This is a genomic window from Burkholderia sp. DN3021 (assembly GCF_049805555.1).
Classification (GTDB): Bacteria; Pseudomonadota; Gammaproteobacteria; order Burkholderiales; family Burkholderiaceae; genus Burkholderia; species Burkholderia pyrrocinia_C.
On sequence record NZ_JBNCAB010000025.1, the window covers coordinates 1 to 14,109 of the forward strand.

Consider the following 14,109-nt stretch of genomic DNA (forward strand, 5'->3'; position numbering starts at 1 on the left):
CCGTGCGCCCAACCCGCTGCACACCGCCGACTTCGCTTCCCCTCTCCCGCGCCGCGTTTCCGTTAGCGCGAAAGAGGCGTGATTCTATGCACCTCGCTTCGATCGCGCAAGGGGTTTCGCAAAAAAATTCAAGGCCCCGCACGCTGCCGCGTGCGGGGCCCTATATAAAGAAGCAACGGGATCGTCAGGCCGCGCGCACCTGGCGCGCGACGATCCCCATATAGTGATCGAGATCCGGCGTCACCTTTCCTGCTTCCTTCGCCGTATCGTCCCAGCGGCGCAGACGCAGCGCGTCCTCCGCAAACGGGCGCTGCAGGAATGCCACCGCCTCCTCTTCACTGAAGATGCCGCCCTGCAGCGCAAGGCTGCGCACCGAGTCCGGCGACAGGCCCTCGAAGTAGCCGGCGTCCGTGCGGCACAGGCAGCGCTTCGCATCGACGTGCAGCCGGATCGGCTCCAGCACCGCGTCGGAAAATAGCGGCCGTAGGAACGGTAATACGTAATACTGATGCAGATCGTCGATCCCGCGCGCACTCGGCGTCTCGCCCTGGCGATTCAGCAGATGCCCGAGGTCGTGCAGGAACGCCGCCGCAACCAGCGCTTCGTCCGCGCCCGCCTCTTCCGCCAGCAATCCGCTTTGCAACGCATGCTCGAGCTGCGTGACCGGTTCACCGCTATAGGCCACATGGCCATGCTCGCGATACAGCCCGTGGATCTCTTCCACCGTCAGTGCCATTCGCTCACTCCCAAGGCAGCGAAAACGTCTTCAGGTTCGTGAAGCTCTTCATCGCCTCCTGAACGCCTTCCTTGTAACCGAGCCCCGAATCCTTGATCCCGCCGAACGGCGACAGCTCGATCCGGTATCCGGGTACCTCCCATACATTCACGGTGCCGACGTTCAGCTCGTTCACGAAGCGCACGACGGCCGCCGTGCTGTCCGTACAGACCCCCGACGACAACCCGAACGCCGTTCCATTGCCAATCCGGATCGCGTCGTCGATCGTGTCGAACGCGATGACGGGCGATACGGGGCCGAAGGTCTCCTCGCGCACGATCGTCATCGACGGATCGACGTTGTCGAGGACGGTCGGCGCATACAGCGCGCCGCGCCGCACGTTGCCGGTCAGCAGGCGCGCACCCTGCGCAACCGCCTCGTCGACCCGCGCCTCGAACAGCCGCGCCGCCGCCTCGTCGATCACCGTGCCCATTTCGTTCGCGGGATCGAACGGATCGCCGTACTTCCACGCGCGCGTCTTCTCGACGAGCAACTCGGTGAACTCGGGCGCGATCGAGCGCTGCACCAGCATCCGCTTGACGGCCGTGCAGCGCTGGCCCGAATTCCGGTACGAGCCGAGCACCGCCAGCGATGCCGCGCGTTCGAGATCGGCGTCTTCGAGAACGATCAGCGGGTCGTTGCCGCCCAGCTCCAGCACGATGCGCCGGTAGCCGGCCCGCGCGACAATCGCCTTGCCGATCGCAACGCCGCCGGTAAACGTGATCAGCGATGCATGCGGATGCGTAACGAGTTCGTCCGCGATCTCGCGCGGATCGCCGGTCAGCACCTGCAGCATCGGCTCCGGCAGCCCGGCCTCAACCAGCAGGTCGGCCAGATAGAACGCCGACAGCGGCACCTTCTCCGACGGCTTCACGATCACGCGGTTGTTAGTCGCGATCGCCGGCGCGATCTTGTGCGCAACCTGGTTCATCGGATGATTGAACGGCGTGATCGCGACGATCACGCCGTCGAGCGGCTGCCGCTGCGAGAACACGCGCCGCGCCTTGCCGTGGGGCGTCAGGTCGCACGAGAAACTTTGCGCGTCGTCACGCAGCGCCTCGACCGCCGCGAACTTCAGCACGTCGGCAACGCGGCCGATCTCGTAGCGGGAATCCCGTTTCGACAGCCCCGATTCGAGCGTAATCAGGTCGGACGCTTCCTCGGTGCGCTCGCGCAGCAGCGCGGCCGCACGTTCGAGGATCTGCGAACGCTCGTAGCGCGTAAGCTTCGGCCGGTAGGCCATCGCGTAATCGAACGCGGCGCGCACGTCGTCGACGCTGGCGAGCGGCGCGGTACCGACCCGGGCGCCCGTATAAGGATCGTCGATATCGAAGGTGCGCTCGCGCGTCGCGCGCGTGCCGCACCAGCGCAGCGCCTCGGCGCGAAACTCGGGGTGGTCTTGCCGGGGGTGGGCCATCATGTCGCGATCCGGTTCAGCACGAAATCGAACACGTCGAAGTTGCGCGGGCGACGCGCGGGATCGTCCCGCTCGACACGCCGATTGAACAGCAGCGGCACCTCCTGCTCCGACACGCCGCCATGCGAACGCAGCGGCACCGTGAGGCCCGACAGGTCGTGTTCGCGCTCGCGCGTACCGAGCGTCATGTCGCGACGGCCGATCACGACGAGATCGCCGATCCGGTCGGCCGGCAGCTCGAAGCGTGCGGCGGCTTCCGCGTTGTCGAGCACGAGCTCGACACCGTCGAGGCCGCCGACGCGCCACATCGCCTCGGCCCGGTCGACGCCCGGCGCCAGGTAGATGGTTGCAAACGAGCCCAGCGCGCCGTGGTGCACGACATACGGATCGGTAATCGGCAGGATCACGCGCGCGGCCTGCGCGCCGTACCAGCCGTCGAACGCATCCTGCAGATAGATCACGTTCGGGCGGCCGGTCGCGGGATCGTGCTTCGCGTTCATCCCGTGGTCGGCCGTGAGCCCGATCGCCCAGCCAAGCGCGTCGAGCTGCGCGAGATAGCCGTCCATCATCGCGTAGAACGCGTTCGCGCCGGCGCTGCCCGGCTCGCACTTGTGCTGCACGTAGTCGGTGGTCGACAGGTACATCAGGTCGACCTGCCGCGTCTGCGCGAGCCGCACGCCGGCCGCGAACACGAATTCGGACAACGCCGCGCTGTAGACATCCGGCGACGGCAGGCCGACCCAGTCGAGCACGTCGACGATGCCGTTTTCCGCGAGATTCGCCTGCGCGGCCTTCTCGGCGGAAAAGCAGATGCCGTTCAGCTGCCAGCCAAGCAGCCGGCGCAGCTTGTCCTTCGCCGTCACGACGGCCACCCGCGCGCCGGCGTCGGACGCCGCCGCAAGCAGCGTGCCGGCCCGCAGATAGGCCGGGTCGTTCATCATCACTTCGGCGCCGCGCCCGCCGACGGCGGCCGAATCCCAGAAATAGTTGCCGCAGATCCCGTGGACCGACGGCGGCACGCCGCAGACGATCGACAGGTTGTTCGGGTTGGTGAAGGTCGGCACGACACAATCGGCCCGCCATGCCGTGCCTTCCGCGATCATCCGGCCAATGAACGGCGCGACGCCCGCTTCCACCGCACGTTCGAGATAGGCGTACTCGCAGCCGTCGACGCAGACGACGACGGTCGGCTCGACCGGCAGCCGGTAGCGCCGGCCGTTGACGTCGACCGAGCGTCCCGCGAGATCCGGCGATGCGCCGGCCGCCGACGCTTCACCGGGACGGCGCAATGCGAACGCGGCGTTCATGATGCAGCCCGCGTGCCGCGCGGCACGCGCGCGGCGATCAGCAGCAGCGCCGCGAGCGACGCGCCGAGCATCAGCAGCGACAGCGCCGATGCCGGAAGGTAATAACCACGCTCGACCTGGCCGATCACGACGATCGGCACGGTCGCGAAACCGGGCGGATAAACCGTCAGTGTGGCGCCGAGCTCGCCGAGCGACAGCGCGAAGCCGAGCGCGAGGCTCGCGCGCAGCGCCGGCACGAGCTGCGGCAGCAGCACGCGGCGCAGCACCATCGCGGGTGGCGCACCGAGGCTCGCCGCGGCTTCGCGCAGCACGGTCAGTTCCGGACGCAGCGCGGCGGCCGCGCAGCGATAGCAGAACGGCAGAATCAGCGCGAGCTGCACGAGCACGACGATCGCCGCCGAGCTCGACAGATCGAGCGGCTTCTGGTGATACGCGATCAGCACCGCGAGCCCGAGCACGACGCTCGGCACACCGTTCGGCACCATCACGAGCGCGTCGACGACCGCGCCGAGGCCGCGCCGGTCACGCCCTTCGAGCGCAAGCGCGAGCCACAGCCCGAGGATCGTGCCGATCGCCGACACGCCGAAGCCGATTTCGAGGCTCGTCAGCAGCGCATCGTATTCCGGCGAGCCGAGCCGCTCGAACCAGCGCAGGCTGTAACCGGCCGGCAAGATCGTGCCCGACCATTGCGTCGACACGCTCGACAGCGCGACGACGATGACGGGCAGCACGAACAGCCAGAAGCATGTGAACGCAGCCAGCGCGAGCGCGGCGCGCGACGCATGCTTGAGCAGCGCGTCGCTCCAGCCGATCTGGTGACGCGGCACGCCCTGCCCGATACGGAATTCAGCGGACATCGTTCCCTCCCGTCGCACGCCGGTTCACCCGGCGATAAACCGTATACAGCGCCAGCGACAGCGCAAGCATCACGACCGCGCCGGCCGACGCGGTCGGCAGGTCGAGATCGACGGTCGCGCTGCTGTAGATCGCGACCGGCAGCGTCACGAGCCGCGCGCTGCCGAGCACGAGCAGAATCCCGAATTCGTTCAGCGTCAGCAGGAAACACAGTACGGTGCCGGCGGCGATGCCCGGCCACGCGATCGGCAGCACGACGCGGCGCGCGAGCATCCAGCCCGACGCGCCGAGGCTGCGCGCGGCTTCGATCAGCCGCAGGTCGAGCGTCGCGAACGACGCGAGCGTCGGTCGCACGACGAACGGCGTATAGAACACGGTCTGCGCAAGAATCACGCCGCCGATGCCGAACAGGAAGTCGAGCGGCGGATTCTCGAGATGAAACAGGTGCTGCAACGCGATGCCGATCGACCCTTGCGAGCCGTACAGGAAGATCAGCGTGAACGCGACGAGGAACGACGGAAACGCGACGTACAGTTCCAGGAAGCGCGTGACGAGCGACGCGCCCGGAAACGGCTTGAAGAACAGCAGCGCGGCCAGCAGCACGCCGAGCACCGATGCGGTGCCGGCGCTCGCGAACAGCACGCCGAGCGTCGTCAGCAGCACGTTGCGCGTGTCGGGGTTGCCGAAGAAGGTCCGGTATGCGGCAAAACTCAGCCCGTGTTCGCCCGATACGCTCAGCAGTACGAGCCGCACCAGCGGATACACGACGAGCGGGCCCAGCACGACGACCGCGAGCGCGGCCAGGTGCAGGTCGCCCATGCGCTTGCGGCGCCGCGCGACGGCAGCGTGCGCGGCGGCCGACGCGAGCACGTGCGGCGGCAGGCCCGTTTCAGGGCTCGATAAGGACGACATCGTCTGCCTCGCAATGCAGGGAAACGCGCGCACCGCGCTCGGGAGCCGCGCCGCGGCCGCGTTGCATCGTGACGCGCACGGGTTCGTCGGGCGCCGCGTCGATCACGACCGCGATCGACAGGTCCGCGCCCTGCCATTCGACCGACGACACCGTGCCGTGCAGGCCGCCCGCCGCGAGCGGCATCACGGTCAGGCGCTCGGGGCGCACGCACGCGACCTTGTCGCGCACTTCGTGACGCGGATCGCCGAGCGGGAAAATCACGCGCGGCGGCAGCAGGTTCGCCGGGCCGAGATAGCGCGCGACGTAGCCATCCTGCGGCGCGTCGTACAGTTGCTGCGGCGTGCCGAGCTGCGCGATGCGGCCGTCGCGCAGCAGCAGCGCGCGGTCGGACAGCACGAGCGCGTCGTCGCGGTCGTGCGTCACGCAGACGACGGTCAGGTTCGGCAGGCGCTCGTGCAGCGCCTTCAGTTCGCTGCGCACCGATGCGCGCAGGTTGGCGTCGAGCGCCGACAGCGGCTCGTCGAGCAGCAGCACGTCCGGCTCGATCACGAGCGCGCGGGCCAGCGCGACGCGCTGCTGCATTCCGCCCGAAAGCTGCGCGGGCAGGTGGTGGCCCGCATCGCCGAGCTGCACGAGCTTCAGCGCGTCGGCGACGCGTCGCGTCACTTCCGACGACGCCATCCCGCGCGCGCGCAGCCCGAATGCGACGTTCTCGAACACCGACAGGTGCGGGAACAGCGCGTAATTCTGGAACAGCAGACCGAGATTGCGCTTGTGCGGCGGCGCATAGGTCAGGTCGCGTCCGGCAACGGTCAGCGTGCCGGTCAGGCCGTCGGCCTTCACGAACCCGGCGATGAAGCGCAGCAGCGTGGTCTTGCCGCAGCCGCTCTTGCCGAGCACGGTCAGAAATTCACCGGCGCCGATCGACAACGACAGATCTTCCAGCACCGTGCGTGCGCCGTAGCGCACGCTCAGGTGCTGGATCTGCACGCCGCCCGGCGCGCCGGACCGCAGCGTCGCGTGCGGTTCGGCGGCGCCGAATGCGCCGGGATGGGTCAGGGTGGTTTCCACCGGGTTCATCCTCTTGCTCGCTGATACAGGCGGCGTGCGCCGATCACTTCGGCTTGACGACGTCGAGCTGCTTGCCCGAGCTGCCGATCACGTCCTTCTTCCAGCGCTCGATCCACACCGGCTTCTTCGCCATCACCTGGGCCCAGTCGACCGGGATCAGCTTCACGCCGGCGATCGCCTTCTTGACCGCTTCGCCGTTCCTGCCTGCCAGCGGCACGTCCGTGCGGCCCGGGATGCCGTACATGTCCGGCACCTTCGACTGCACTTCCGTCGACATCAGGTAGTCGATCAGCTTCTTGCCGGCATCCTGGTTCGGGCCGCTCTTGATCAGCCCGATGCCGTACGGGAGCTGGAACGTGGTCGGCTGGTCGCCGTCCTTCGCGGCCAGGAAGATCGGCTTGACGGACAGCGCGCCGTGTTCGGCATCGTCGAGGTCCATCTGCAGGTCGCCGTTCGCGACGCTGATCTCGTTACGCGACAGCAGCACGTTCAGGTAGCCCGTGCCCTTCGTGTGGAACTTCACGCTCTGCGACAGCTTCGCGAGGTAGTCGAACGCCTTGTCCTCGCCCATCAGCGAGGTCGTCAGGATCAGCACGGCCATCCCGTCGCCGGCCGTGGCCGGGTTCGAGTACGCGACCTTGCCGGCATAGCTCGGCGACAGCAGGTCGGCGAACGTCTTCGGCTGGTTCTTCACGACGTCCGGGTTGATCGCGAACGAGAAGTAGTTGTTCACGAACGTCGCCCACGTGCCGTCCTCGGCCTTCGCAATCGCCGGCACGTTCTTGTAGTTCACGCTCTGGTACGCCTGCAGCAGGCCCATCTGGCCGGCCTGCTGAATGAACGGCGGCAGCGTGACGATCACGTCGGCCTTCGGGGAATTCTTCTCGATGTTCGCGCGGTTGACGACCTCGCCGCTGCCCGCCGTCACGATGTTGACCTTGACGCCTTCCTTCTTCTCGAAGGCCGGCAGCACATCGCGATAGAGGTTCTCGAGACCGTCCGCCGTATACAGCACGACCGCGTTTGCCGCATGCGCCGGCAGCGCGGCTCCTTGCAGCAAACCGGCGGCGCAGGCGGCCAGCGCGAGCTTGCGGAACGCGCCGGCAGCGGCGCGCGAGGAATTCTGCAGTGTCATCTCACTTCTCCGTAGGCGGAACACCAAACGGCCGGGGCATGTCCGGCACTGTCGGCCAGAGTTGGCGCTTCAGCGCTTGCTCTGGCCCCATGCAAAGCTGTCGGCCAGAGTTAGCGCTTCAGCGTTTCCTCCGGCCGCATGCAAGGCCTGTTATCTCCGGGCAGGCCGATAAGCGGCCCGCCTCGCCGCCGCGCTGCGGTTGGTTTCGCGCGGCAACCGAAGGATCACAGCGTTCAATGACAAACCCGTGACGAGTGCCACAATTTCCAAAAAATGACACATTTTGCCAATATCATGCACGTCATTCAGAAATGCCGCCCGGCGTTTCGCCCGACCTTTGCTGGAGACAAACCATGCCCGACCCGATCCTGCTTACGCCCGGCCCGCTCACCACGTCCGCCACAACCCGCCACGCAATGCAACATGACTGGGGGTCGTGGGACGCCGCTTTCAACCAGCTGACGGCCAGCGTCTGCACGGACCTCGTCGCGATCGCGCGCGGCGGCGACGACTACGTGTGCGTGCCGATGCAGGGCAGCGGCACGTTCTCGGTCGAGGCCGCGCTCGGCACGCTGGTGCCGCGCGACGGCGTCGTGCTCGTGCCCGACAACGGCGCGTATTGCGCGCGCATCCTGAAGATCCTCGGCCGGCTCGGCATCGACGCGATCGCATTGCCGTTCGGCGAGGACGCGGCCGTCGACGCGGCCGCGGTCGAGGCCGCGTTCGCACGCGAGCCGCGCATCACGCACGTCGCCCTCGTGCACCTGGAGACGAGCGCCGGCATCCTGAACCCGCTGGACGCGATCGCGGCCGCATGCCGGCGGAACGGCAAGCGGCTGATCGTCGATGCGATGAGTTCGTTCGGCGCGCTGCCGATCGTGCTGGCGGACAGCGGCATCGATGCACTGATCTCGGCGAGCGGCAAATGCCTCGAAGGCGTGCCGGGGATGGGTTTCGCGATCGTGCGGCGCGACGCGCTCGACGCGAGCGAAGGCAACTCGCGGTCGCTCGTGCTCGATCTCCACGATCAATATGCATACCTGCGCAAGACGGGCCAGTGGCGCTTCACGCCGCCGACGCACGTGATCGCCGCGCTGCGCGCCGCGCTCGACCAGTATCTCGCCGAAGGCGGCCAGCCCGCGCGCGGCGCGCGCTATGCGGAGAACTGCCGGACGCTGGTCGAATCGATGCGCGCGCTCGGCTTCGTGCCGTTCCTCGACGCGAGCGTGCAGGCGCCCGTGATCGTCACGTTCCACGCGCCCGACCATCCGGCCTACGATTTCTGCCGCTTCTACGACGCGGTGCGCGACGCGGGCTTCATCCTGTATCCGGGCAAGCTCACGCAGCTCGAGACGTTCCGCGTCGGCTGCATCGGCGCGATCGATGCCGACGATATCCGGCGCGCGGTGGCGGCGATCGCGCAAGCAGTCGAATCGCTCGGCATCGCCGTGCGGCGCGCGTAACGCGGCACGGGAGCCGGGACTCGAGCCGGCACACCAGCCGGCGCCCATACAAAAAAAACGGCGGCCAACCGGCCGCCGGGCGAACGCACGAGATGCGCGTGGAGTGGGTGCTTACAGTTCGATCCGCTTGATGTCGCCGACGACGAAGATGTACGACAGCGCACCGACCAGCGCGATCACGCCGATGAACACGAGCGCGCCGACGAACGAGCCGGTCGACGCGACGATGAAGCCGACCACCAGCGGCGTGACGATCCCCGCGAGGTTCGCCGCGAAGTTGAAGATGCCGCCCGTCACGCCGAGCAGGCCGTCCGGCGCGATGTCCGACACGAGCGCCCAGCCGAGCGCGGCCATCCCCTGCGCGAAGAATGCGACCGACATGATCGCGATCACGGCCTCGTTGCTCTGCACGTAGTTCGCGAGAATGATCGTCGATGCGAGCAACAGGCCCGCGATGATCGGCAGCTTGCGCGCGAGGTTCGCGGACTTGCCGCGGCGCAGCAGCCAGTCGGACAAGATCCCGCCGAACATCACGCCGACCGACGCGGCGATGAACGGCATCACCGCGAAGAAGCCGATCTTCAGCCAGCCCATGTGGCGCTCGGTCGCGAGATAGGTCGGGAACCAGGTCAGGAAGAACACGAGCGTCGAATTGCCGGCGAACTGGCCGAGGCAGATGCCCGCGAGCTGGCGCTTCTTCAGCAGCTGGCCGGCCATCGCCCAGCTGAACTTCTTCTGCTCGCCCTTGCCGCCGTTGTTACCGTCCTTGCGTGCGGCGTGCACGAGACCGCCGCCCGCCTCGATATACGCAAGTTCCTCCGAGTTCGCGCCCGGATGATCACGCGGCTCGTGATAGAACTTCCACCAGACCAGGCCGAACGCGATGCCGACCGCGCCGACGACCCAGAACAGCGAGCGCCAGCCGAACGCGCCCATCAGCGCGAACAGCACGGGGCTGAAGAACGCGAGGCCGATGTACTCGCCGACGGTATAGGTGCCCGTCGCCATCGCGCGCTCGTTCTGCGGGAACCACGTCGCGACGACGCGGCTGTTGGTCGGGAAGCACGGCGCCTCCGTCACGCCGAGGCCGAGCCGGCATGCGAGCAGCGTCGCGATGCCCGGCACGAAGCCCTGCAGGAACGTGCACAGCGACCACAGCGTCATCGACCAGTAATAGGTGATCTTGCTGCCGAAGCGGTCGAGGAACAGGCCGCCGGGCACCTGCATCGCGGCGTACGTCCACGAGAACGCGGAGAACATGATGCCCATCACGGCCGCGTTGATGCCGAGCTCCTTGGTGAGCTGCGGCGCAGCCACCCCCAGCACGGTGCGGTCGAGGTAGTTGATCATCGTGCCGATCGCGAGCAGCGCGAGAATCTTGTAGCGCGCCGAGGTGCGCCGGACCGTGCCGGCCGCCTGCGCCGGCGCGGCACTCGTATGGGTGGTGTGCTGCATGGTCGTCTCCTGGTTTCTCTTTCTATAAGGGGGTCAGCGCGCGACGAGCGACTGAAAGTGATCGAACATCCGCTCGGGGTCGGGCGTGCGTCCGGTGAAGATCTCGAACGCGTCGACGGCCTGGTAGACGGCCATCCCGCCACCTGGCAGCGTGGCGCAGCCGGCCGCGCGCGCGGCGCGGATCAATTCGGTTTCGAGCGGGAAATACACGATGTCGGCCAGCCACATGCCCGCGTGGAGCAGCTCGGCCGGCAGCGGCAGGCCCGGGTGCTTGATCATGCCGGTCGGCGTCGCGTGGATCAGGCCCGTCGCGGCGCGCATCGCGGCCGCGAGATCGTCGCCGGACGGAGCGCCGCCCGACGCAACGCGCGCGGCCGGGAAGCGCTGCTGCAGCTCGCCCGCGAGCGCGGTGGCGCGCGCACCATCGACATCGAAAATCGTCAGTTCGGCCGCGCCCATCTGCAGCGCCGCATGGGCCACGGCCGCGCCCGCGCCGCCCGCACCGAGCTGGACGACGCGTTCGAGCGACGCACCGGGCAGCCCGCGGCGGAACGATTTCGCGAAGCCCGACCAGTCGGTGTTGTGGCCGATCCGCTTACCGTCCTTGAACAGCACGGTGTTCACCGCACCGAGCGCGCGGGCATCGTCCGACAGCTCATCGAGGTGTTCGATCACGCGCTGCTTGCACGGGTGCGTGATGTTCAGACCGTTGTAGCCCATCCGCTGCGCGGCATCGAGCAGTTGCGGCAGCGCGTCGGCGGTCACGCCGAGCACGTCGAGATCGATACGCCGGTAGACGTAGCCGAAGCCCTGGCGGAATCCTTCTTCCTCGTGCATCGCGGGCGACAGCGAACCACCGATACCCTGGCCGATCAGGCCGATCAGAAACGACGGGCGGCTCATCGCGCGGCTCCCTGCGCAAACAGCGTCGACAGACGCTGCAGCGCGAACACGTAGCCTTCGGTGCCGCAGCCGCAGATCACGGCTTCGGCGACCGCCGACACATAGGAATGGTGACGGAACGCCTCGCGGCGATGCACGTTCGAGATATGCACTTCGATCACCGGCTTCGCGATCGCGGACAGCGCATCGGCCAATGCCACCGACGTATGCGTATAGGCGGCCGGGTTGATCACGATGCCGTGCGTGTCGTGACGCGCCGCATGCAGCCAGTCGATCAGCTGGTGCTCCGCGTTCGACTGGCGGAAATCGATCTCCAGCCCGAGCCCGTCGGCCGCCGCGCGGCAGCGCTGCTCGACGTCGGCGAGCGTTTCCGCGCCGTAGATATGGGGCTCGCGTGTCCCCAGCAGATTCAGGTTCGGGCCGTTCAGCACCAGCACCTTGTGCTTGCTCATGGTGATTCTGCTCCTAAAACGGGGGCGAATCGCTAGCCGGCTTCGCCCCCTGACGTCAAGATTTGGCGCTAGTGTGCGCTTGCGCAAGCGCAATGTCTTTTCGGGTTTTCGCTAATTTGTACCAACTAGTTAGTTTGTATAATCCATGTCACTTATCCAGTAAATTCGGGATATGGCGCGCGCCCGGAACTCAACGACTGGTTCATTCAGGGCCGGCTCGACCGACGCCATGCCCCGCTCATCCGCAGGAATCGCCCATGCAGCGCTCGATCGCCACCGTGTCTCTGTCCGGCACGCTCGCCGATAAGCTCGCCGCCATCCAGGCCGCAGGCTTCGACGGCGTCGAAATCTTCGAAAACGACCTCGTCTACTTCGACGGATCGCCGGCCGACGTTCGGCGCATGGCCGCCGATCTCGGCCTCGACATCGTGCTGTTCCAGCCGTTTCGCGACTTCGAGGGCGTGAGCGCGGCACAGCTCGCACGCAATCTCGATCGCATAAAGCGCAAGTTCGACGTGATGCACGCGCTCGGCACCGACCGCATTCTCGTGTGCAGCAACGTGTCGGCCGACACGATCGCGGACGACGGGCTGCTCGTCGACCAGCTCGGCGCGCTCGCCGAAGCCGCCCGGGAGGCCGGCGTGGTCGCCGCGTACGAAGCGCTTGCGTGGGGCCGCGTCGTGAACCGGTACGGCCATGCGTGGAAACTCGTGAACGCCGTGAACAACCCGCATCTCGGCCTCGCGCTCGACAGCTTCCACACGCTGTCGCTCGACGATTCGCCGGATGCGATCGCCGAGATTCCCGGCGACCGCATCGCATTCGTGCAGATCGCCGATGCGCCGAAACTCGCGATGGACGTGCTCGAATGGAGCCGCCACTACCGCTCGTTCCCGGGCCAGGGCGACTTCGACCTCGCGCGCTTCACCGCGCGCGTGATCGAATCGGGCTACACCGGGCCGCTGTCGCTCGAGATCTTCAACGACGGCTTCCGCGCGGCGCCGACCGCGATCACGGCCGCCGACGGCCATCGCTCGCTGCTCTATCTGGAAGAACTGACACGCGCGCGGCTTGCGCAGGACGGCCGTGCGCCGGCCGCCGGCCAGCCGCTCTTCGCGCCGCCGGCGCCGCCCGCGCACGTCGGGTTCCAGTTCATCGAATTCGCGGTCGACGCGCAGGCGGCGGCGACCGTCGGCGAATGGCTTGGCAAGATGCGCTTCCGGCTCGCCGGCCGGCATCGCTCGAAGGACGTGACGCTGTTCCAGCACGGCGCCGCGTCGATCGTGCTGAACGCGGAGCGCGACTCGTTCGCCGATGTGTTCTTCCAGCGGCACGGGCTGTCGCTGTGCGCGTCGGCGTTTCGCGTCGACGACGCGAAAGTGGCATTCGAACGCGCGGCCGGCTTCGGCTACGCGCCGTTCTCCGGCCGCGTCGGGCCGAACGAGCGCGTGCTGCCGAGCGTGCAGGCGCCGGACGGCAGCCTCGAGTATTTCGTCGACGAAGCGCCGAACGCGCCGACGCTGTATGAATCGGACTTCGTGCTGACCGACATCGACGGCCCGAGCGAAGTCGGCCCGCTGACGGGCATCGACCATGTGTGCCTCGCGCTGCCGGCCGACGCGCTCGACACGTGGATCCTGTTCTTCAAGACGGCGTTCGGCTTCGAGGCCGAGCGCAGCTGGCTCGTGCCCGATCCGTACGGGCTGATGCGCAGCCGCGCGGTGCGCAGCGCCGACGGCTCGGTGCGGATCGCGCTGAACGCGTCGGTCGACCGTCATACGGCCGTCGCCGAATCGCTCGAGCGCTACCACGGCACCGGGCTGAACCACGTCGCGTTCCGCACCGACGACATCGTGAAGACGATCGCCGCGTTCGCGGCCGACGGCGTGCCGTTCCTGCGCATTCCGCCGAACTACTACGACGATCTCGCCGCGCGCTACGCACTGCCGGACGAACTGATCGACACGCTGAGCGCGCACCACCTGCTGTACGACCGCGACGAGCACGGCGGCGAATTCCTGCACGCGTATACGGAACTGGTCGACAACCGCTTCTCGCTCGAGATCGTCGAGCGGCGCGGCGGATACGACGGCTACGGCGCGGCGAACGCGGCCGTGCGGCTCGCCGCGCAGGCGCAGCGCAGGAAATAACGGAAGGACGCGAATCGGGAGTCTGGGGCAGGATCACGCCGCAGCCCGCGCCCGACTCAAAGGGCCGCATCGCGCGTGCACCATCGTGGCGAATCGAGCGGCCGAGAACCAGCCCGCGCGGCTGACCGCGGCCGGGCCGGAAGCCGCGCTCCGTATGACGTTACATACGGTAACCCGTACCGCAGCGCAGCATCCCGTCGCCCGCCACCGTTT

General features: G+C 67.7%; 12 protein-coding genes. 2 read left to right on the forward strand and 10 right to left on the reverse strand.

Annotated features, from left to right (window positions below; genetic code table 11):
* Nucleotides 1-184: 184 nt before the first annotated feature.
* The 7 genes from ACPUER_RS14945 to phnS are packed head-to-tail and all read right to left on the reverse strand — an operon-like array spanning nucleotide 185 to nucleotide 7,473.
* Nucleotides 185-736, reverse strand: coding sequence for a phosphonate degradation HD-domain oxygenase (locus ACPUER_RS14945; RefSeq protein ID WP_175960182.1), 552 nt, complete (start codon nucleotides 734-736; stop codon nucleotides 185-187).
* 4 nt (nucleotides 737-740) lie between these two features.
* Nucleotides 741-2,195 carry a phosphonoacetaldehyde dehydrogenase gene (gene phnY / locus ACPUER_RS14950; RefSeq protein ID WP_425131462.1) on the reverse strand — a complete coding sequence of 485 codons (1,455 nt, stop codon included), beginning with the start codon at nucleotides 2,193-2,195 and terminating at the stop codon, nucleotides 741-743.
* Nucleotides 2,192-3,499 carry a phosphonoacetate hydrolase gene (phnA, locus tag ACPUER_RS14955; protein ID WP_425131463.1) on the reverse strand — a complete coding sequence of 436 codons (1,308 nt, stop codon included), beginning with the start codon at nucleotides 3,497-3,499 and terminating at the stop codon, nucleotides 2,192-2,194. The genes phnY and phnA overlap by 4 nt, the downstream gene beginning before the upstream one ends.
* Nucleotides 3,496-4,356 carry a 2-aminoethylphosphonate ABC transport system, membrane component PhnV gene (gene phnV, locus ACPUER_RS14960; RefSeq protein ID WP_425131464.1) on the reverse strand — a complete coding sequence of 287 codons (861 nt, stop codon included), beginning with the start codon at nucleotides 4,354-4,356 and terminating at the stop codon, nucleotides 3,496-3,498. Before phnV ends, phnA begins: the two co-directional genes overlap by 4 nt.
* Complete coding sequence (locus ACPUER_RS14965; protein ID WP_310136523.1) at nucleotides 4,346-5,266, reverse strand: 2-aminoethylphosphonate ABC transporter permease subunit; 921 nt, start codon at nucleotides 5,264-5,266, stop codon at nucleotides 4,346-4,348. Before ACPUER_RS14965 ends, phnV begins: the two co-directional genes overlap by 11 nt.
* Nucleotides 5,244-6,347 (reverse strand): 2-aminoethylphosphonate ABC transport system ATP-binding subunit PhnT, encoded by a 1,104-nt coding sequence (gene phnT / locus ACPUER_RS14970; protein WP_310136524.1) that lies wholly within the window; start codon nucleotides 6,345-6,347, stop codon nucleotides 5,244-5,246. The genes ACPUER_RS14965 and phnT overlap by 23 nt, the downstream gene beginning before the upstream one ends.
* 34 nt (nucleotides 6,348-6,381) lie before the next feature.
* Entirely contained in the window at nucleotides 6,382-7,473 is a 1,092-nt protein-coding gene (gene phnS / locus ACPUER_RS14975; RefSeq protein WP_175960176.1) for a 2-aminoethylphosphonate ABC transporter substrate-binding protein, read from the reverse strand.
* 353 nt (nucleotides 7,474-7,826) lie between these two features.
* Between phnS and ACPUER_RS14980 the strand changes: the two genes are divergently transcribed.
* The gene (locus tag ACPUER_RS14980) at nucleotides 7,827-8,936 is read left to right on the forward strand and encodes a 2-aminoethylphosphonate--pyruvate transaminase (RefSeq protein ID WP_425131465.1); all 1,110 of its coding nucleotides are present in this window, start codon (nucleotides 7,827-7,829) and stop codon (nucleotides 8,934-8,936) included.
* Between the two features lie 111 nt (nucleotides 8,937-9,047).
* On the opposite strand, the gene ACPUER_RS14985 is transcribed toward ACPUER_RS14980, so the two are convergent.
* The 3 genes from ACPUER_RS14985 to aroQ are packed head-to-tail and all read right to left on the reverse strand — an operon-like array spanning nucleotide 9,048 to nucleotide 11,746.
* On the reverse strand, nucleotides 9,048-10,391 hold the full coding sequence (locus tag ACPUER_RS14985; RefSeq protein WP_175960173.1) for an MFS transporter: 1,344 nt from the start codon (nucleotides 10,389-10,391) through the stop codon (nucleotides 9,048-9,050).
* 33 nt (nucleotides 10,392-10,424) lie between these two features.
* The gene (locus ACPUER_RS14990; protein WP_175960172.1) at nucleotides 10,425-11,294 is read right to left on the reverse strand and encodes a shikimate dehydrogenase; all 870 of its coding nucleotides are present in this window, start codon (nucleotides 11,292-11,294) and stop codon (nucleotides 10,425-10,427) included.
* Nucleotides 11,291-11,746: a type II 3-dehydroquinate dehydratase gene (gene aroQ / locus ACPUER_RS14995; RefSeq protein ID WP_034181783.1), complete on the reverse strand. Its 456-nt coding sequence runs from the start codon at nucleotides 11,744-11,746 to the stop codon at nucleotides 11,291-11,293. The genes ACPUER_RS14990 and aroQ overlap by 4 nt, the downstream gene beginning before the upstream one ends.
* Nucleotides 11,747-12,003: 257 nt before the next feature.
* Here aroQ and ACPUER_RS15000 point away from each other — a divergent pair, with 257 nt between their 5' ends.
* Nucleotides 12,004-13,896 carry a TIM barrel protein gene (locus ACPUER_RS15000; protein ID WP_310136526.1) on the forward strand — a complete coding sequence of 631 codons (1,893 nt, stop codon included), beginning with the start codon at nucleotides 12,004-12,006 and terminating at the stop codon, nucleotides 13,894-13,896.
* Nucleotides 13,897-14,109: the final 213 nt, after the last annotated feature.